General features: G+C 43.1%; 12 protein-coding genes and 2 pseudogenes. All 14 read right to left on the reverse strand.

All coding sequences use genetic code 11. The features are described from left to right. Nucleotides 1-48 precede the first annotated feature (48 nt). The gene (locus M1P97_RS17030; protein ID WP_249389696.1) at nucleotides 49-3,945 is read right to left on the reverse strand and encodes a translocation/assembly module TamB domain-containing protein; all 3,897 of its coding nucleotides are present in this window, start codon (nucleotides 3,943-3,945) and stop codon (nucleotides 49-51) included. Nucleotides 3,946-4,140: 195 nt separating this feature from the next. Further along, nucleotides 4,141-4,920 carry a DUF4469 domain-containing protein gene (locus tag M1P97_RS17035; protein WP_249389697.1) on the reverse strand — a complete coding sequence of 260 codons (780 nt, stop codon included), beginning with the start codon at nucleotides 4,918-4,920 and terminating at the stop codon, nucleotides 4,141-4,143. 571 nt (nucleotides 4,921-5,491) lie between these two features. Continuing rightward, a complete protein-coding gene (locus tag M1P97_RS17040; protein ID WP_249389698.1) occupies nucleotides 5,492-8,185 on the reverse strand; it encodes a 4-alpha-glucanotransferase in 2,694 nt (897 codons plus the stop codon). 87 nt (nucleotides 8,186-8,272) lie between these two features. Next, nucleotides 8,273-10,813 carry an adenosylcobalamin-dependent ribonucleoside-diphosphate reductase gene (locus tag M1P97_RS17045; RefSeq protein WP_195374053.1) on the reverse strand — a complete coding sequence of 847 codons (2,541 nt, stop codon included), beginning with the start codon at nucleotides 10,811-10,813 and terminating at the stop codon, nucleotides 8,273-8,275. 255 nt (nucleotides 10,814-11,068) lie between these two features. Next, nucleotides 11,069-12,466 carry a chromosomal replication initiator protein DnaA gene (dnaA, locus tag M1P97_RS17050; protein WP_075558736.1) on the reverse strand — a complete coding sequence of 466 codons (1,398 nt, stop codon included), beginning with the start codon at nucleotides 12,464-12,466 and terminating at the stop codon, nucleotides 11,069-11,071. A gap of 368 nt (nucleotides 12,467-12,834) precedes the next feature. Further along, entirely contained in the window at nucleotides 12,835-13,719 is an 885-nt protein-coding gene (locus M1P97_RS17055) for an MlaD family protein (protein ID WP_195374054.1), read from the reverse strand. A gap of 25 nt (nucleotides 13,720-13,744) precedes the next feature. Further along, entirely contained in the window at nucleotides 13,745-14,968 is a 1,224-nt protein-coding gene (locus tag M1P97_RS17060) for an N-acetylmuramoyl-L-alanine amidase family protein (protein ID WP_195374055.1), read from the reverse strand. 361 nt (nucleotides 14,969-15,329) lie between these two features. Then, nucleotides 15,330-15,544: pseudogene (locus M1P97_RS26485) on the reverse strand (family 43 glycosylhydrolase); the annotation flags it as partial. A gap of 43 nt (nucleotides 15,545-15,587) precedes the next feature. Then, nucleotides 15,588-16,643 (reverse strand): annotated as a pseudogene (locus tag M1P97_RS17065) (glycoside hydrolase family 43 protein); the annotation flags it as partial. A gap of 197 nt (nucleotides 16,644-16,840) precedes the next feature. Next, on the reverse strand, nucleotides 16,841-17,284 hold the full coding sequence (gene rplI, locus M1P97_RS17070) for a 50S ribosomal protein L9 (RefSeq protein WP_075558740.1): 444 nt from the start codon (nucleotides 17,282-17,284) through the stop codon (nucleotides 16,841-16,843). Nucleotides 17,285-17,305: 21 nt separating this feature from the next. Continuing rightward, nucleotides 17,306-17,575, reverse strand: coding sequence for a 30S ribosomal protein S18 (gene rpsR, locus M1P97_RS17075; protein ID WP_007654155.1), 270 nt, complete (start codon nucleotides 17,573-17,575; stop codon nucleotides 17,306-17,308). Between the two features lie 2 nt (nucleotides 17,576-17,577). After that, on the reverse strand, nucleotides 17,578-17,931 hold the full coding sequence (rpsF, locus tag M1P97_RS17080) for a 30S ribosomal protein S6 (RefSeq protein ID WP_028726943.1): 354 nt from the start codon (nucleotides 17,929-17,931) through the stop codon (nucleotides 17,578-17,580). 128 nt (nucleotides 17,932-18,059) lie between these two features. Next, entirely contained in the window at nucleotides 18,060-19,565 is a 1,506-nt protein-coding gene (locus M1P97_RS17085; RefSeq protein WP_195374056.1) for a sulfatase, read from the reverse strand. 18 nt (nucleotides 19,566-19,583) lie between these two features. Further along, nucleotides 19,584-20,804, reverse strand: a complete 1,221-nt coding sequence (locus M1P97_RS17090) for an alkaline phosphatase family protein (RefSeq protein ID WP_249389699.1) — start codon at nucleotides 20,802-20,804, stop codon at nucleotides 19,584-19,586. Nucleotides 20,805-20,996: the final 192 nt, after the last annotated feature.

The raw sequence follows: 20,996 nt of genomic DNA on the forward strand, positions 1-20,996 counted from the left end.
TGTCTGGCATACCCTCCTTATTTCATGCTGCTTCGTTTAGAAGCCTACTTAATTCATAAGTTTGAAAACTTGTCCTTTGATCAATACAAGATAAATGCCTTTCGGGACATCCGTTTCGGTGACGTGTCCTAAGACGGTCAACGTCTTATGGAGGCGACCGTCCAACGCAATGATCCGCGCAACTTCCTTTGTTTCGCTATACAACCTCAACGTGCCCTTATGACTCCAAACCCGAACGGGTATATCGACATTGGCATTGGAAGTCGGAAGATCAGGCATGATGCCGGTGATCGAGATCGTCAAATCGCGAGAGATATCCACAAGCGTGTAGCGACCGTCGGTATCGAGCCGCAACGTCTCGTTGCCGACTTTCACTATCGGGCTGGACTGGCTGTATTCGGTGTCCAAAGTCAGGGTGAAGCTGAAGCTACCGCCCTCCTCTACCGTATAATCTCCGGCAACCGGATCAGTCGTGGCACCGACCACAGATGGCAGGGTGATCGTGTAACTGTCCACTGTTGGCGTGGGATCAGGCTTCGGCTCCGTTTTCGGTTCTACCGTCACCGTGCCATAAACACTTAGCGTGGTAGAGACCGTTGTTCCGCCAATTTCTTCCCGTTTAATCAGGCAGCGATACTCATAAGTGCCTGGAGCGTTCAATGCCTCACTGTAATTATTCGTATAGGAAACGGCTTCCGGTTCGGTATCAAGCTTCATTGCTCGCGTAATCACCGGAGTCTGTTCTGGGCAGGTCGTTGGTTCGCCGATATCCGTCCATGTACCAGCGCTTCCGCGTTGCCATTGGAAAGTGACGATTGCACCGGCCGGAACGGTTGCTTGCGCGCTCAAAGAGGTGGTTTCACCCAGTGTGACATTCTTATCCGCTTCTTCTTTTTTTAGCACGGAAAGAAACAAACTTTCGTCTTTACCCAGAACTTCGGTGATCAACCCGGTGTTGTCGATCAATGTGCCAGAATTGATGACCTTAGCTGCCAATGACACTTCTGCGGCATTATCACCCTTCTCGATGGTCACACAGCCATTATTGGTGAGCGTTCCGAGGTCGTTCGTTCCCGACAATTTGAGGATGACGTTTGCATCCTTGGTGATGGTCGTTCTGGCCTCAAGGGTTTCACTGCCTCCGCCATCCTCTTTCGGTTGAACAGTTACGTTGCCGATTTCCACGACTGCCGGTTTATTTCCCTCCGTGCCGGATGCGGAAATTTCTACCTTGTCCACGCTTGTGATTTCATCCGATCCACCCAATACGGTGGTGTCATTTTCGATATACAACGTGTCGAGACGGAACCGGGCAACCAGTTCGATGGATTCTCGTGCCAGGAACTGGTACTCTTCATTCGCCTTTATCTTTACCTGCGGAATGGAATCCAGCTTCTCCATCCCCTCATCTAGTCTCTTCATGACTTTCACTACATTTACCAAGGTTGCTCCCTTGCCGGGCTTAGGCATAATATGGAAAGTTCTTGCATTTGTAAAAATGATCGTGGTGTCGGCCTGGAAATCGTGTTTTTCTTGCATCTCCTCTTCTCCCGTCCAATAATAGCCCTCGAATGTGCCGGGACCTTCCACTTTCAGGGTAAGGGGGTATTCGATAACGGACGGTTTGTTTTTTTCTCCCAAGATCGGGAAACCGCCGTTTCGTTCCTCTTTACAAATCCAGAGTTTCCATGGAATCTCGTCTTGAAGAAGCTTGTGTGCTTCGACTCCCTTATTCAAGGCATCCAATGCATCTTTCGGATCCGTGGCTTTGAAACAACCATCAATAGTTCCGTCTCCCGATTCGGCGACCAACCCGCCGATAGATGGCTCCTTTGTGATAGTCAACTCAGGCGAAGTGCACTTCGCCTCATGAGACACAGGCTTGAAAAGATGAGAATAAGTATTCTCGATGCAAGCACCCGAGCGACAATTAACCGCAATCTCCCCCACCCTGATAATTCCTCCGACATTATTAGTATCCTCCCAACTGGGTTTCGTATATGTCTCCTTCATACTTATCTCTCCGGTAAAATAGCAGTTTTGAATAACCTTGTCGTTAAACACCACCAATCCGGCACTACTGACAACGGAAGGATCTGTGAAGTCAGAGGTCAACTTGCTTTGTTCCACACCGCAGTTGACGATATATCCATTCGTATTACTGCAAACAAGTCCGGAAGAACCGGAGTTTATCCTGCTATTATACTTTGTGTCTTTACTGTTGAATGTACCATTGACCACGAGATTAGCCAAAGTAGAGGCCGGTGTGTTCGAAAAGCCTAGTTGTTGCATGAAAGTAGCGCAAGCCTGATTCACTTTCAGGTTATAAATGCGGTGGTTCTGCCCATCCAAAAGCGCAGCAGAGAATACAAAGATAGGAACCCATTCATATCCGGCCATATCCAGGTCGGCGGTGATTCGGATTTCCGAAGCCCGGTTTATTTTATGGTAATCTGTCCCGGGGAGTTCGACCTCGAAGTCCTCATTCCAATAACCATTAATCGCAGTCATCAACCAAAGTAGCCCTTCCGGCGTATTGATCTCATAATTGTATGGAATTTGCGTCCCGAAGACCGTCACGTCTTTGCCATTCGGTCCTACGTCGGCCTTCAAAGCCTCTTCCCTGCCATAACCCGCGGGGGGTTCGCTATCAAGAGCCTTGACTTGTATCCTATCATATTTTTGTATGGCATCGTTTTTGTATTGCACGTCCGGCTGTAACTCCTGTGTCAATGTAAAGTAGCCATACCCCTTCGCCAACATGCTTTCCGGTGTGAGACTGACCGACGGATCAATGTAGAAAGCGCAATTATTATAAACACCTCCGCTAAGCTCGACCTTCGCATCTGCCAGGATCTGTATAGCCGCACGGACCGATTCATGTTCGGTTGCCGTAAATTCTCCACCTGTGATTGTCAGACTCCCCCCTTCAATGATAACAGGCTTGTTGATTTTCTGTCCACTTATAGAGTAATCTGTAGCGTTAAAGTTCCCGCCATTTATGGTTATTTTCCCATTTTTCGACTGAAGCCCATAGAAAGTCCCCCCGTTAATAGTCAATTCACCACCTTCCACTGGGATAGACCCCCAAAAGACTCCGTCATCGATAATCAAGCTACCACCTTCCGAGACATGAAAAGGGAAAGGGACCAGTCCGGAAAACGTCTTCCCGAATGTTCCGCCAGATATTTTCAATGTACCACTTTTTGTAACATTGAATCCACCTGCCTCTAGTGTCCCGGCATCTTTATTCAAGTTGAATGTCCCTCCTTCCGTCTGGACGATATTCTTCGGGTAATAGGATTCCAAACTACTGATCGGCCTGAAGTTACAATTTCTGAATGTCAGTTCCCCTCCGGTTTGGAGGATAGCACAAGAAACAGTTTCCTTATCCAACGAGTGCGAATAACTGACAGATTTCATTGTCACCGTACCACCTTTCATTAATATTGTTTTATTGGGGCTGATAGTTAGGTTCGACAGGGTGACATTTCCGCCTGATATAACCATATCATCAGACAGATAATCACAAAAGATTTCGCCTTGCCTTGTTATTTCCACATTCCCATTCACTGCCAGCTTAGAAATGGTAGGAGTAAAATAATTAGTTTGGGGGTTTTGGATCTGTATAATTCCACCTGTAGCCCTAACAGATGCCAACTGTAGAATACCATTTAAGATCAGGGTTCCACTGTTTAGTTGGATATGGCTGATGGTTCCTTCATACCTCTGAATGAGATTACCATCAGCATCAAATGTCTCTTCGGTATGGCGAGTGGAATTGATGGTTACCGTGCCTCCATCGATCGTACAAGAAAATGTTCCATCCTGACCATACACCCAATTACCAAATACCTGCTGGCCCCATGCCCTATCTGGCAAAAGCATCATCGCCCCCATCAGACAAAGCAGCCAGAGTCGGTATTTCTGTATTATTTGTTTCATAAGTAAATGCTTGTTTAAATTGTATAAGTTCTTTGATATTCGCGCAGGTTACGTAAATTGATCCGTTTCGTACCGCGCATATACGATTGTCGTATGCGCTCGTATACGGACATCGTATGTTCCCGTATACGACGGTCGTATGTGAGAGGATACGATCATCGTATACGAGCGCATACGGTGATCGCATAAAAAGTGTCATTCAATTACAGGGCGGTCATCCTCGCCGGCATCCCCCACTGTCAGCAGGTAAGGGAAACGGTTACGGCGTACATCTTTCAACAATTGTTTGGTGTTGCCGCCATATTGGGAAGCTATTTCCAAATAGTATTTACCATCGGCCAATGCCGGGATAATGAAAGAGAAATAAGAAGGATCATTACGCGAAACGGCTGTCATCGGAACGGCTGTTTCTGCTTCGGTTTCTGAGTTGATAAAGAAGAAACCTACGGTGTTACCTTCAGTTCCCACTATCTTGACGCGCTTACCTTCACCGTTAAGGGTGTTGCCCGGGGTGATTTTAGCATTTATAGAACCGGAGAATACATCAGTCAGTTTAGTGACGGTCGGAAGTCCTTCCACTACTTCACCTACGATCACGTTGATACCTTTCATATCCATTTTCACTTCTTTAATAGGCGTGCTGCGAAGGGTTACATTATTCTTTGCCGGATCGAATTTGGCTTTCGGGCCAATGAAGGGGCCGTCTATTCCGAGCGAGTTGTTTGTCAAACCGAATTCTACAGTAGAACCGGAGTACAATTCTTCTTTGGCAGTGGTCTTCAGATCGTTGTGAGCTGCCAGTAATTCGGACGCTGTAAACTTACTTTTACCGCTTGCTGCAATATTGCAGAGATCTTCAATAGAGCGATTTGCCACGTAAGTGATGTTAGCAGTGAAGTCGTCTTCACGCTCTGTCAGCATGTTAGCTACCAAGGTAGCAACGATACTTCGCTTTCTGGGTTCATTTGTTGCCATAGGCTTTGTCTGTTTTTGTGAGTTCTGTATGAACTCTGGCACCAGCCTTGAAAATTAAGTCCTAATTGTTATCATTCCTTTTGACAGTCTTATGAATATGAGATAGTATCAACTCATCTAAGTATGACCCGATTTACCTTATGATACCATAACGGTACCTATTACAGAGAGGAAAAACAGGTAAATAGTAGTTTTTTTTACAGGAACCTTGATTATTCGCTATTATAAATGTAGCATTTGTCGATAATTCTTATCTTTGTTCATCATAACCAGAGTTCATACAGAACTAAGTTTTTTTACTAAGAATATTACACAAACTCTCTCTGGACGTAGTGGATATCACCATACGAAAGAGACAATTCTGGCAGGTCTCAATGAAGCATATAAGGAGATCAAGTTGGCACGTGAAGGTTAGTTGAAAGGTATACCTATTTTGATGATGTGATCAATGAATTATAACACAAACCTTATCATAAAGTATAAAAAAGAATTGTGTCGAAAGCGCTAAATAACACTTTCGACACAACCATCTGTGATATGTTTCCCGACGCTTATACGTCCAGCGGGACGTTTATCGTCTTCCGGACTTTCTAATCAGTTCCGCTATTTTGTTGTTCAGGCTGTCTGCCTCGATCAGTTTCTCCAACGTGATGTGCATCCTGTAGCACCAATAATGATTTGAATTGGACGGGACGTTGATACGTTCCGCCTCAAAATCTTTCCGCTTCACGGAATCGTCAATAGCAAACCAATCCTGCATAGGGATGATAGTCAGCATTGAATTTGTTGCCAGATGGTTGGTCACGATCTGGGTTGCCAGTTCTTCCGTACAGTCTTCCGGAGCAGTACCTTCACGCAATAACACTTCATTATAATAACGCTGTATCTTCTCACGATCTTCGTGCCACCAGTTACGAAGCGGAGTCATATCGTGTGTCGACGTTGTGCAGACCGAATGATAGGGCAGGTTGAACATATCCGTAAACTCCCGCTGGGGCGTTTTCGGCATCCTTTCAATCTCCAGACTGAGTATCTGCAGTTTATTCATTACATCAGGAACAGACTCGGGAATCATCCCCAGGTCTTCACCACACACCAACATATTCGTGCTTGCCACCAGAGGGGTCAAACGATTAAAGGCCTGTGTCTTCCAGAAATCGTTATGACGGTGATAGAAGAACTCCCAGTATAACTGATCGAATGCATATCGGTCGGATGTGCTCAGTTCGCTGTACATATATGACTGACTGGCCGAAATGCGGGGATGAAATTTATCTTTCTCCTGCGGATCACGTAGAAACAATACTTCATTGGCAATAGAGAACAATCCCTCCTTTAAACGCAAAGAGGCTTCATCGGTCTTTCCGGCAAACAAAGCTTCGATCTTCCGCTGTGTATCACAGAAAGATTTCAGTACAAAATGGTTGGAAGAGGATTGGGCCAGATAAGTTCCTTCCACCTCTTCAGCCAGAATACCGAATAATTCCGGAAGGAATTTACGATTTATATGAGGAGTGGTGAAACGGGCTTCATTGAAAATAAATCCATACTGTTCGATCTCCTCTTTTGTCAAAGGGAGAGCGGGATTGAAATGACCGCACAATCCCTGTACATAATCCAACGGCACTTCCCATATACGGAAAAAACCTAATATATGATCGATGCGGAAACTATCGAAGTAATCACTCATCTTATGAAAACGCCGTTTCCACCAGGAATAATTATCTTTCTCCATTGTTTCCCAGTTATAGGTCGGGAACATCCAGTTCTGACCGTTAACGGAGAAATCATCGGGAGGCGCACCGGCCTGACCGTTCATATTAAAATACTGCGGTTCCGTCCAGGCGTCGATACTGGTACGGTTCACACCGATCGGAAGGTCGCCTTTCAGGACTATTCCGTTCTTACGGGCATAGTCGGATACAGATTTGAACTGCGTATGCAAAATGAATTGCAGGAAATAATAAAAAGATATTTCAGGATAAGCACCGCTATCTTCCGAACAAAGTTCACGTATCTGCGACTTGTTGTACGTAGCATTATTTCCCCAGTTTGTAAAGTCGGATGTCTTATATTTGTCACGAAGATAACTGTATGCGGCATACGGCACTAACCAGGATTGACTTTGAGCAAAGAATTCCTGATATTCGGGACTAGCCATAATAACAGAACCTTCCTGGCTAAAGAATTCCCGACAATAAGCCAGTTTATATTTTACTGCTTCTTCATAGTCGACAGCATCCTTCGCATTCAACTCTTCCTGCTTTTCCCTGTAGAAAGCAGTTCTTCCTGCATCCCTCAGTTCTCCCATCAAAGGCAAGCTGATATACATAGGGTGAAGTGCATAAATAGAGATTGCACTGTACGGATAAGAGTCTCCTTTGGTATGACTCATTGTCGTATCATTCATCGGTAAAACCTGTATGATACGCTGGCGGGTTTTCTTTGCCCAGTCGACCAGCATACGCAGATCCCCGAGGTCGCCAACTCCAAATCCTTGTTCGGAACGGAGAGAAAATACCGGGATCACTGTACCCGCACACCGCCATAAAGGAAGATTGTCGCGGAAATAAAGTCCGGAGACGATAACGGTTTCTCCAAAATCCTGCGAAGGCAGGTCAAGTTTCCGGTTCTCGTCTTCTTCCCAGTATAAAGGCTGATGCTTATCGTTATCATAGACAAGGAATTTGTATTCCAGCGGATAGATTATATCGTTCGCATCCAAGTCGATATGCCAGTCGGGAAAGGTGTCGCAACTAAGGATCAAAGCTTTATCGGGATGCCAGTTTCCCAGACATTCCTGATTACCGGTGATGGCAACACTTTGGTTCTTCTCCACACGCGGGGCCGAGATTTTAATAGTCAGCCTTTTTCCGCTTTTGACAACCCGTTCATAGGTATTACATGGATGGGCAAACAGGCTTTTCGTGAAAGCAGAAGAATAGAAAGCCAGATTGTTAGGACGTATCTGCCAATAGTCATACAAAGTGTAATGATTAGCATGTCCTTCAAATGTTACCTGATGGTTTTTTTCCCATTCTTCAAATACCCGCTTATCATTTATACTTAAAAAGTAACGATATTCTATAGTCTGCTGAGGCGATGTAAGTTCCAGATCCAGCTCAAGCTGCCAGTTTCCATCCCCTTTGTAGTTCATTTCCTTTGCCAAAGCAGGCTCCCATGAGCCAAGCTCCGGAATAGATCCTACTACACATAACTTCTGCCCCCAAATGGTATGGAAGTTGATATTAAAGGTGACTTTCATGTGTATCAAATTTAGTTCCAGCCACGAAGATATGAAAAATGCGGAGATTTCTCTCCGCATTCACTAAAAATATTTACGATGTTACACTTATCCACACTTTGATGCTCCACAATTCGTACAAATCAGACATCCTTCCTGGTAGATCAGGGTCTCCTGACCACAGTTAGGGCATTTCTGTCCTTTTACTTCGGTTCCGTTCGGCAGATATTTCTTCAGTGCACGCTCCACCCCATTCTTCCAGGTATTGATTGACTCGTTGTTCAACTCCATTCCCTGAACCAGCTTGATTACCTGATCGATAGGCATACCATAACGCAATACACCGGAGATCAGTTTTGCATAGTTCCAGAACTCAGGGTCGAACTTACCGTCCAGCCCTTCGATAGTCATCTTATAACCACGTTTGTTCTTGAACTGGAAGTCGTAATGTTTCTGTCCATCCTCATCATAACTCTTGATGATCGTACCTTTCGATACATTTTTCGGAAGCATGATACCTTCATCATCGTCTGCAAGACCGGTAAAAATCTCATAAGGACGTCCATTCAGCAAGCCGACAAAGGCAATCCACTTTTCGCGGTTATTCTGGAACTTAACAACGTCTGCTTCCAGTTCACGCGGACGGGTAGCCACAATAACAGGCGGCTCCATACAATTGCAATCGTCTTTCTTATTCTTTTTCTCTGTCGACAACAATACACCTGAACGGGAACCGTCACGATAAACCGTACATCCTTTACATCCGCACTTCCATGCTTCAACATACAAAGAATCGACCAATTCTTCCGTTACGTCAGCCGGCAGGTTAATTGTCACACTGATAGAATGATCCACCCATTTCTGGATACGCCCCTGCATACGGACTTTCTGCAACCAGTCAACATCATTGGATGTAGCCTTATAATAAGGAGATTTAGCAACCAGTTCGTCAATTTCTTCCTGGGTATATTTCTTGGATGCGGAATAACCATTAGCCAACATCCAGGTTACAAACTTATGATGGAATACTACATATTCTTCGAATGCATCCCCTGTTTCATCAACGAAGTCAACACGTGCATCCGAATCATTCGGATTTACCTTACGACGGCGTCTGTACACAGGAAGGAAGACCGGCTCGATACCGGAAGTCGTTTGTGTCATCAAACTGGTTGTTCCCGTAGGAGCAATGGTCAGACAGGCAATATTACGACGTCCGTATTTCATCATATCTTCATACAGGCCCGGATCGGCTTCACGCAGACGGTTGATAAACGGATTCTTTTCTTCACGTTTTGAATCATATATCTCGAAAGCGCCACGTTCCTTAGCCATCATTACAGAAGAACGGTAAGCTTCCAAAGCCAGTGTCTTCTGAATTTCTTCAGCACATTCGGTAGCTTCTTCCGTACCGTAACGCAATCCCAGAGCAGCGATCATATCACCTTCTGCAGTAATCCCCACACCGGTACGACGTCCCTGTAATGTTTTCTTCTGGATCTTTTCCCACAAATGACGTTCCGTTTCCTTCACTTCCATCGATTCCGGATCGGAGTCGATCTTATCAAGGATCTTTTCAATCTTTTCCGATTCAAGATCAATTATATCATCCATGATACGCTGTGCCAATGCCACATGCTTTTTGAATAAATCGAAATCAAAGTAAGCATCTTTTGTAAACGGATTTACAACGTATGAATAAAGATTGATTGCCAATAAACGGCAGCTATCATACGGACAAAGAGGTATCTCTCCACAAGGATTGGTAGAAACCGTACGGAAACCCAGGTCGGCATATGTATCAGGAACCGATTCACGCAAAATAGTATCCCAGAACAAAACACCAGGCTCTGCAGACTTCCACGCATTATGTATGATCTTCTTCCACAAAGCCGGAGCGTCTATTTCTTTTTTAGTAGTAGGATTTTCCGAATCAATAGGATATTGCTGCGTATAAGGAGTTCCGCTAACTACGGAATTCATAAAATCATCATCTATTTTTACCGATACGTTTGCACCGGTTACTTTTCCTTCTGTCATCTTCGCATCAATAAAGGATTCGGAATCCGGATGCTTGATCGATACACTCAACATCAATGCACCACGACGTCCGTCCTGTGCCACTTCACGTGTAGAATTAGAGTAACGTTCCATGAACGGCACCAACCCGGTAGAAGTAAGAGCTGAGTTTTTAACAGGAGATCCTTTCGGACGGATGTGAGACAAATCATGTCCGACACCTCCACGACGCTTCATCAACTGAACCTGCTCTTCATCAATCCGAATAATTGCACCGTATGAATCGGCTTCTCCATCCAATCCTATCACAAAACAATTAGAGAGTGAGGCAATCTGATAATCGTTGCCTATCCCCGTCATCGGACTTCCCTGCGGAACGATGTAGCGGAAATGATCAAATAAATCAAAAAGCTCCTGCTCCGACAACGGATTAGGATACTTTTTTTCTACACGGGCAATTTCTTTTGCCAACCGGTGATGCATATCATTAGGGGATTCCTCATAAATATTCCCGAATGCATCTTTCAAAGCATACTTGTTTACCCATACTTTCGCGGCAAGCTCGTCGCCCGTAAAGTAGTCAAGTGAAGCCTTAAACGCTTCATCGAATGTGTAAGTTTTATGGTTCACGATAATTACTGTATTTAATAATAGTGCAAGTTTAAGAATACTTTATTTATTAACCAAATTATCCAACAACTAAAATCGAAACAAACAACAAGTTTTCCATTTCGAATCAGACTACCAGTGAATATCAACACATTAACTTCCTACTCATCAAACAAAGTTTTCTAAAATGAAAACCACTATCTTTTCCAAGTTTTCCAAAACAAAAAAGGACGCCATACAAAATGACATCCCTTCAGCCTATATTTTAAGGCTTTCTTAGCCTTTCAACTTAACTTCGATTTCTTCGACAGACGAACGGAAAGATTTGCTCGTTTCCATCTGATCCTTGATTGTTTTGCAAGCATGCAAAACTGTGGCATGATCTTTTTTACCTACTATCTTTCCGATATGCGAAAATGAACAATCGGTATACTTTTTGGCAAGATACATCGTAATCTGACGAGCCTGTACAATTTCACGCTTTCTGGAACGCGTCTGAATGACTGACTGATCAAGATTAAAGTAATTACATACAATTTCCTGAATCATCTGAACAGACAACTGCTTCTTTTCAAGACGGACCGCCTGGCTAACCACACGTTTGGTCAAAGGCAAATCTATTTCCTTATTATTAATGACAGCATTTGCCATCAGAGAAACAAGAATACCTTCCAGGTCACGAACATTTTCCGTTACGTTATTGGCAATAAAGTTGAACACTTCATCCGGAATAACGATTCCGTCATGATTGATCTTGTTTTTAAGAATCTTCTTTCTCAGATCAAGGTCCGGACGACTCAATTCAGCAGTCAAGCCCCATTTCAAACGAGTAATCAAACGCTCCTCCATTCCTTGTAAGTCTACAGGAGCCTTATCGGATGTAAGGATCAACTGTTTTCCCAGCTGGTGAAGGTGATTAAATATATGGAAAAATGTGTTCTGTGTTTTATCCATACCGATCAACTCCTGAATATCATCCAATAGCAAAACATCGATATTCTGATAAAAGTTCAGGAAGTCATTCGTCGTATTCTTACGGATCGCATCAGTAAACTGTACACGGAAAAGATGAGACGAAACATATAACACTTTCTTCTCAGGATGAAGTTCACGGATACGTGTTCCTATGGCATGACACAAATGTGTTTTACCTACCCCTGAAGGGCCAAAGATAAATAATGGATTAAACGTTGTCTTTCCAGGATTCTGAGCGACAGCTTCTCCCGCAGTACGTACTAATTTATTACTGGTTCCTTCAAAATAGTTTTCAAAGTTATATTTGGGATTCAATTGAGGATCCAAATCCTGAGGTGCAGTTTGTACAAATGGACTAGGAGCCTTGTTCGCATCTTTGGGAGTTATTTTCTTTACGGCTACTGAACCATTTTCTGCCGGATAATCTACCGTACCACCAGTCGTCTTATCCACCATAACACGGTAATTAAGAATCGTACCCTGACCGATAACACGATATAATGTAACCTTTAATACATTTACGTATTTCTCCTCAAGATACTCATAAAAAAACTGGCTCGGTACCTGAATCGTAAATTTGTTATCCTCATACGATAGAGGTATGATCGGCATGAACCATGTGTTAAAAGCGGCCTCCGGCACGATGTCTTTTATAACAGCGAGGCATTTATTCCACAATGTCTGATATTCAGTTTGCATGATTTATTACTCTCCCAACTATAGCTTTTATATTTCTTTCCGACTACAAAGTTTAGAAATTAATTCGGAAAAAAAAAGCTCCGAATTATTTGGTTCTTTTGAATGTTTAATATCCTATTTAGCGTCAAGTAGTTACAAGAAACATACCTGATTAACAAGCACTTACCATTCACCATACTCAAGAGCCCTTTATTTTGGGGCACTTTTACTACCTACGCTTACCCCCTTTCCCTATGCAAAAAGACTCCGATATCAGGTTATTTTCCTCTATCTAAAGGCCTTAAGCCTGTCTGAAATCAGGGTTGGATATTTTTTCCTTTAATTGGAATAATTCTAAATAACATTAGATGTTTTAATATTCCTTTCAGTTAAAAAACAGAAAAATGAACATATCTTTTCGGATTCTTCTTCAAGTCTATTAATAAATTGGAAGCATTCACCATAGTGCTATCCAGATTATCATATAAACTCCTGTCATTCAACAATAATCCCAAGCTATTATCTTTTTGATTCAACTTATCAGTAGTAAGTTTGAGATTAGCCAATGTTGCATTTATCGAGTTAACTGTTGTAGCCAGATCCAACTCTTTCAGCCCGGCACTGACCTCATTAAAATTACCTGTTATCACTTTCAGATCCGATACAATTCCGGGAACGTCTTTGCTCAGCAAGGCATTCAACTGACGAGTGGAAGCTTCCAGGTTACCAGTTGTCTTCTCAATATGATTTAGAGACTGGGCGATTGCCGGATGAGCAATCAAGGTTTGCAGACCTCCCAGGATCGAATCTATCTTGGGCAACAGATCTGCCACACCAGGCAGAATTTTCTCTTGTACAGCCTGCATCATATCTTCTTCCATCCGCCCTTCAAGCGTAGCTCCAGGCTTCAGGTAATCTTTTACATACTTATTCAGATGAATATGGAGTTCTCCCCCACTCAGCAAAGTCTTAATAATTGTAATATAGCTACCCGAAGTCAACCTCATCTCATCATCCAGACTGATCTCTACAGTTATTTTATCCGTATTTTCATAATCATAGGCAATACTTCTAACCAATCCGACTTTAAAACCATCAATAAAAACAGGACTGGAAACAGTAACGTCCTTCACATTATGAAATGTAACGAAATAATGATTTACCGGCTTAAATAAATTTATTCCTTTCAGATAATTAATCCCGAAATACAGCAACGCCAGACTGATAATACTTACGAGTCCGATTTTTGCCTCTTTGGTCAGTATATTTTTCATCCCTTTAAATTATATGTTTCTTTATTTAATATTTCACCTTTTTGCCATCTTTAAAGGCTACGATAAACGCATCTTTAAAGTCCTTAGCGACTTGTCGACGTAACTTCCTGATCGAATCAAAATCCGTTGTTTCGCCATAAGTATATTTATAAATTCCTTTTTCAACAAAGAAGTTCACATTCTTATATCCTTTAAACACTTTTGCCCCCGGAGAAAGTTTTTTATCGGAGGTTAGAATTTGCACTTTATAGATTATTTTACCTGTCGTATCTGACTTTTCCCTGGACGACACCGTAGTCTGAGTCCGTTTTCTTTGCGAAGATGAATTTTTCTTTTTATTAAGAATATCTTCCTCACTCCCAACCGGAGCATCAGAAAGATCGGTCCGTGTCTCCTTATCTTCACTTAACACTGGAATATTACGGGTTTCTGATGATACAACCGAGCTATTTGCACCTACAGAGACACCTCCCTGTTTTCTGTCATATTCTTTTTTGTATTTCGTAAAAGCATCACTAAGAGCACTGGCCAGTTTATTCTGTCCATCCGACGACTTCATAAAACGTTCCTCTTCCCGGTTGGAGATATAACCAAGTTCTACCAGAACACTAGGCATACTTGTTTTCCTTAAAACCAGAAAACCTGCTTGCCTCACACCTCTGTCACCACGATTGGCCGAGGTGAAACACTTCTGAATTTCAGAAGCCAGGCTGATACTCTGCTCCATATGCTTATTTTGCATAAACTCGAATATGATATATGACTCGGAAGAATTGGGGTCGAACCCTTCATATTTCTGCAGATAATTATCTTCTAATAAGATAGCTGAGTTTTCGCGCATAGCAACAGCCAGGTTCTCATCCGTACGGGCCAAACCTAAGGTATAAGTTTCAGTACCGCGGGCTGTACTTCCTTTTTTAACGGAGTTTGTGTGTATCGAGATAAACAGGTCGGCCTTATTCCGGTTGGCGATGTTGGCACGTTCGTCCAGTTCTATGAAACGGTCAGTCTTGCGGGTATAAACAACTTTTACATCGTCATGGTTGGCAGAGATCTTCTCCCCCAGCTTTAAAGCGACCGACAGGTTTATCACCTTCTCATCAATAACGGAACCGCGTGCACCAGGGTCTTTCCCCCCGTGACCGGCATCGATCACGACAGTAAACGTTTTCTCCCTGGCCTGAACTCCAGACAAGGAAAAAAACAGGGCTATCAGCAAAGTTATATATAGAAAAGATCTTTTTGCCACTTTATACTTTTATTGCAAATTCGGGGCAAATGTAGCATTTTTTTACTGATTACGAGAAGTCTTTTTCTATAAATAATTGGTCGTCTCTTGTTTACAGCAAAGAGAAAGCCATATCTGGAAATGACTTTCCCTACGAATTGAAATCCTCTGCAAGTTGTTAGCCCATAAAAGTTTCTTTCCGATGGGATATTTTCCCCACTGCAAAGGGGTATTTCCCCCACTTGCATGGGACATTACCCCCATAGGCATGGGGATTTTTCCCCACCAATAGAAATATTCTGGGGAAATAGTCATAATAAAGTTTATTCTCGTTTGCTAACAGCACTCGCATATCCTCCGAATAAACAGGAATCAAATCCACTTAATAAGTAGGCTGAACTTTCTTTATCGTCCCATCCGGATTAAACTCCATACGATCGATACATACCTCGCGGTGTGTACCAGGACTTTCATTCAGGTAATTTTTATTTATACGATGATATATGATATACCATTCATCCGTAGCGGAGATTTGGATGAACCATAAGCAATCTGATAATTAGGCGATCCGGTATCGTCTACCGACCACAAAAAATATAGGGTTTGCCCGATACTGGATCGGTAAAGACATCGACATCGGGGAATATAAGATTTCAGGATCAGCATGAAAACCAGGCAAGATTGGGTTATTGGGTAATTCACCCAGTTCGGCAGGTTTCCCCCATTTAGCAGTGATACGTCTTAATTCATCGCGGGTAATAGGAATAACCGTTCCATGACGCGGATGAAAATTCATATTAACTTCACTGTCTATTACTTTGAAGTTTTTCAAATCAGTTGTTTCTGTGAACTGATATTTGCCGGAAGTATAAACATCATACATCAAAATATATTTGTCCTGATTGATCAGTTTAAAAGTGCCCGCACCCTCCACTGGTCTATCCGTCTGCTGCTTATAATCAGGTTCTTCCTTCCATTGACCGGATGTAAGTGAACGAGTGGTAGCTACTTTGATACCGTTTCCATGCCCTTCCGTCTTATAGAATAAATGATAGATACCGTCTTTAAAAACAATATCTCCATCTATACAAGACAGCTTATTTTCGGGTATGAACAACGGCTTAGGTTCTCCTTCCAGATCCGTAAAGTCGTTATTCGCATAAGCATAATAAATGACATCCGGACCATCTCCATATTTCATCGACCAATACACCATATACTTTCCGGCTTCCGGATCAAAGATGGTTTGAGGAGCCCACACTCTTTTCAGTTTTTCCTGTCCGGCATAGCGTTTCTGCATATTGATCACCGAATGAGACCAATTTACCAGATCGGTAGATTTCAGTAAAACCATTGCCCGGTTGGAATCCCAGCCATTATCAGAGACCATGTCGGTCACAACCATATAAAATGTTTCCCCATCCTCAGTACGTAAAATATGAGGATCACGGACACCACCGGTAGAGCTGATCACTTTAGAATCGATCACCGGTTTATTATCATTCAAAGCCCAGTAATTATATCCGTCCATACTCACAGCAAAACAGACAGCTTCCTGGCTGATATGGTTTCCCGTAAAATAGGTAAACAGATACGCTACATAATCTTTTTCAACAACTCTATCCGACACAGATTGTGACTGAACGCTCCACGGCAACAAACAACTAAACAGTAGTAAATAAATTCGTTTTCCCATGTTATTAATATCCTTTGGTTTTAACAATAATCTTAACGATAAGCACAAAAGTACAATATACATTTAATAGAGAAGGGGGAGAAATTAAGCAAAAAGGGGGACTTTTCAGTCAAAGAGAAGGGGAAAAGGCAATCTAAGAACAAAAAAAGGGCAGTTCGTCATGGAACTGCCCTTTTAACTTTATATCGTTTACTGAATTATTCAGAAACCACTTCGAAAGGAATTTCAACAGAAACTTCTTTGTGAAGTTTAAGAATAGCTTTGTAGCTACCAACTTCCTTAACAGCTTCTTTGATATAGATAATCTTACGTTCTACTTCGAAACCAGCCTTTGCCAAAGCTTCAGCAACCTGGATATTTGTAACAGAACCAAAGATTGTACCTGTTGAGCTGGTCTTTGCACCGATAGTCAATGCAACACCTTCCAACTTAGCAGCCAATGCCTGAGCATCTTCTTTGATCTTAGCCAATTTGTGAGCACGTTGTCTCAGGTTTTCAGCTAATACTTTCTTAGCAGACTCAGAAGCGATTACTGCCTTACCCTGGGGGATTAGAAAGTTACGTCCGTAACCGTCTTTTACTGTTACGATATCGTCTTTGTAACCTAAGTTGATTACGTCTTCTTTCAAAATAACTTGCATATTCTGTCTCCTCTCTTTTTATTATTTCATTAAATCGGTTACGTAAGGAAGCAACGCCAAGTGACGAGCTCTTTTTACAGCCTGAGCAATACGACGCTGGAACTTCAAAGAGGTACCAGTGATACGACGCGGAAGAATTTTACCCTGTTCGTTCAGGAATTTCTTCAGGAATTCAGGATCTTTGTAATCGATATACTTGATACCGTTCTTTTTGAAACGGCAATATTTCTTTTTCTTAACGTCTACTGAAGGCGGAGTTAAATATCTGATTTCTGATTGAGTTGCTGCCATGATTAATTCTCCTTTACTGTTTCTTTAGATGATTTCAGATTTCTTCTCTTAGCGGCATATTCTGCTGCATATTTGTCCTGGCGGAAAGTCAGGAAGCGGATCACACGTTCGTCACGACGGAAGTTAACTTCCAAAGTAGCGATAGTTTCCGGATTTGCCTTGAATTCAACCAGCTGATAGAAGCCTGTTGTTTTCTTGTCGATAGGATAAGCTAATTTGCGCAATCCCCAATTTTCTTCGTTCACGATTTCAGCACCCTGTTCTTTCAGAATGTTCGTGAATTTTTCTACCGCTTCCTTCATCTGTGCGTCAGACAAAACGGGAGTTAAAATGAAAACGGTTTCATAATTGTTCATAAAACGCTGTTTTATATTTGTTAGTACTTAAAAATTTGCGGGGCAAAGGTAAGGATAATTATTTATTCCGCAAACACTTCAACATTATTTTCTCCATATTTTATATCCATGTACCCAATGAACTGCCTTTATAAGGGCCTCAACGGATTACCTTTCCTATCCTCCGGATAAAGCGCCCCTTCAGCTTCGAGCTGGGCACTCATGGCCTGTACCATCTTCCGCACACGGCCTTTGTCACGCATGGACAGATCGAGTGTTTCGTTCGGGTCTTTCTTCAGGTTATATAAACGATAACCGGGTTCGGAAGGTCTTTCCGGGTTATAGTAATAAATCAGTTTCCAATCACCATCTATATAAGAGGTGAAATAACTTCCGCGATGCTCATGAGGGAAATGCATCAGGAACTTTCCTGAACGGTTACGGTTCTTCTTTCCCAGAAACTGGATACTGAGATCGACACCATCCACGATATGTCCCTGCGGATTCTGTGCACCGACCAGGGATAATACAGTCGGATAAATATCCATCACCGTTCCCATCTGGCGTTGGATACCGCCTACTTCGATCGGCAACTTCTTTTGAACCGGGTTATTTTCGTCTGGCTTTCCCCAACAAGCGATAAACGGAACGCGCATGCCGCCTTCAAACTCCGTTCCTTTCTTTCCTCGCAAAGGGGCGGATGAGGTATAGCCTTTATCGTCGCCCAACGGAGCATCCGAACCATTATCACCCAGGAACAGGATCAATGTATTTTCGGCGATGCCCAGTTCTTCCAGGTGATCCATGATGTCACCCAACGACTTATCCATTCCTTCTATTAAAGTTGCAAAATCGGCAGCAACCTTTGGTTTTCCCGTATAATTGTAATGTTCGGTAAAACGCTTATCGGCTTCAAACGGCGAATGTACTGCATAATGAGACATATACAGGAAGAAAGGCTTCTTCTCTTCCACGGCCTGTGTGATCTGTTCGTTTGCTTCCAGAGTCAAGGCTTCGCTCAGAAAGATGTCTGTTCCATGATATTTTTGCAGTCCCGGTACGGCACGACTCTTTTGTCCTTTAATATTCCCATAGCCGTTCTCACCATAATAACTGCCGGGATGCCCTATGGAAGAACCGGCGATATTCACATCGAAACCTATATTCTGAGGATTTTCGCCTTCACTGTGCTGGCAACCGAAATGGGCTTTGCCTACATGGATTGTTTTGTATCCGGCATCATGCAAGACACGGGGTAATGTTACATCATTTTTCGATATACCTTTCCAGTTCCAGCCTCTTGGGCCGAAAGGGGTTTTGTTATTACTTTCTGCGTTTATCCAGTTGGTAGTGCCATGTCTTGTGGCATTCTGTCCCGTCATGATGGATGCGCGGGAAGGAGAACTAACACTCTGGGCATAGAAGGTGGAGAAACGGACTCCTTGGCGAGCCATACGCTCCATATTGGGAGTCCGATACCAATCGTTCAGCGGATAACGGACAGGATTACCCGCCTTATCCGTCAGAAACGGCAGGGAGGTGTCCATCAGTCCCATATCATCAACCAGGAAAACAACAACATTCGGACGTTCCTGCGCCAGTAAAGGTTGCCCGGCCAGGCATAATAACGTCGATACACATAGAGTTTTTTTCATACTACTTTCTTTATATTCTTATTTCTGTAACCAGCGGTTCAAGTGATTTCCGGGTGCCACGACTACGAACTTATAGAACTTTGAAGCCGGCAAAGCCTGAATATCTACCGTATAATTCTTTGTTCCGGCAGGAAGGGTTACCAACTTGATCCATTCGTCTTTGCCTCCTTCCTTGAATTTATTATCCGCAGCAGCATAAACAGTGACCGGCGCATCGTTCGAATAAGATTTCCAGCACAACCCGACTGTATTATCGTAAGGCATCGTCTGTAAATCGTAGATATCGGTCTTTCCGATGAATGGCATTCCATCCTGTTCCCACAAGACAGCTTGCGGAACTTCAAAACCCATATAGCGACAAATGGAAGGGGCGATATCGGTAATGGCCAATCCACCGGAAGTGAAATGGCTATTGACCGGAACGTTTGTCGAAATCCAGGTAGTGCGTTCGCGCCATGACTGTCCCCCGTGTCCGTGGCCATTCTCTCCACGTCCGTGATCGGTCGTTACAACGATCATCCATTCTTCATCGAAATTAGCTTCACGATACTTGACCGCTTCCCAGATACGAGCTACCTGATCGTCCGCCTTCCGCACGTATTCATCGAAGAAAGCTCCGTTGCCGGCAATATGTCCCGCGTCGTCGGTGTACCACAAATACACCCAACTCAGATCAGGCGCATCCTTACGAATTCCTTCTGCGGCATCCTTCGAGATTTGTTCGTCTATGTCGAAGATATGCAGATCCTTATCTTTCTTCGGGAAACAGATCGTATCCAGGTCGTAACCGTCTTTCACGTAATCGATCTTCAGGTTGTTCGTTTCCGGCTTACCCTCTCCTATCAGGACTGTACGGTTATCCGTCCAGCTGGAATAGATAGCCGTTTTGTAGTTTTTCGGTTGTTCTTTGGCAATCCGGAAGATAGTCCAGTAGTTATAATTGGGCTGCAGGTCGGAGTTACCGCCTACATTATGTTTGTTAAACCAGGTGGCTGTCAGTAAATTGGTATAGCCGATGGCAGAAATCGTTGCCGTTTGAGAATATTGTCCTATCTCACCGCCCGTATAAGCTCTCGCATACGCTCCCCTCGAAGCGATATCGAATATGGCGGGCGTGTGAAGCCGCTCAATCTGGTCGGCAGGAACCCCGTCAATGATTATATACACGGCTTTCTTGGTTTTTGCAAACAAACTGGTGCTACACAGGCATACCAGCAACAAATAATAAATACGTCTCATAACTATCTCCCCTTAATGTTTACTAATGAAGTCCTAAAAGTACACATTTCTTTTGTTTAATGAAATAAAGAGCAGGACTTATCAAACTAACCGGCAGGATACGACTATTTAATTCGCTTATCGTATACTTTTACTACTTTTCTCCCCTATTTTTTTGCTTTTTAGCTAGCCAAAAATTAATTTCGGGCTAGC

Source organism: Parabacteroides leei, from assembly GCF_023369805.1.
GTDB classification, from domain to species: Bacteria; Bacteroidota; Bacteroidia; order Bacteroidales; family Tannerellaceae; genus Parabacteroides; species Parabacteroides leei.

Bases quoted from the DNA above. Each gene is read 5' to 3' on its own strand.
- M1P97_RS17030 (WP_249389696.1), bottom strand. From the start codon at position 3,945: ATGAAACAAATAATACAGAAATACCGACTCTGGCTGCTTTGTCTGATG.
- M1P97_RS17035 (WP_249389697.1), bottom strand. From the start codon at position 4,920: ATGGCAACAAATGAACCCAGAAAGCGAAGTATCGTTGCTACCTTGGTA.
- M1P97_RS17040 (WP_249389698.1), bottom strand. From the start codon at position 8,185: ATGAAAGTCACCTTTAATATCAACTTCCATACCATTTGGGGGCAGAAG.
- dnaA (WP_075558736.1), bottom strand. From the start codon at position 12,466: ATGCAAACTGAATATCAGACATTGTGGAATAAATGCCTCGCTGTTATA.
- M1P97_RS17055 (WP_195374054.1), bottom strand. From the start codon at position 13,719: ATGAAAAATATACTGACCAAAGAGGCAAAAATCGGACTCGTAAGTATT.
- rplI (WP_075558740.1), bottom strand. From the start codon at position 17,284: ATGCAAGTTATTTTGAAAGAAGACGTAATCAACTTAGGTTACAAAGAC.
- rpsR (WP_007654155.1), bottom strand. From the start codon at position 17,575: ATGGCAGCAACTCAATCAGAAATCAGATATTTAACTCCGCCTTCAGTA.
- rpsF (WP_028726943.1), bottom strand. From the start codon at position 17,931: ATGAACAATTATGAAACCGTTTTCATTTTAACTCCCGTTTTGTCTGAC.
- M1P97_RS17085 (WP_195374056.1), bottom strand. From the start codon at position 19,565: ATGAAAAAAACTCTATGTGTATCGACGTTATTATGCCTGGCCGGGCAA.
- M1P97_RS17090 (WP_249389699.1), bottom strand. From the start codon at position 20,804: ATGAGACGTATTTATTATTTGTTGCTGGTATGCCTGTGTAGCACCAGT.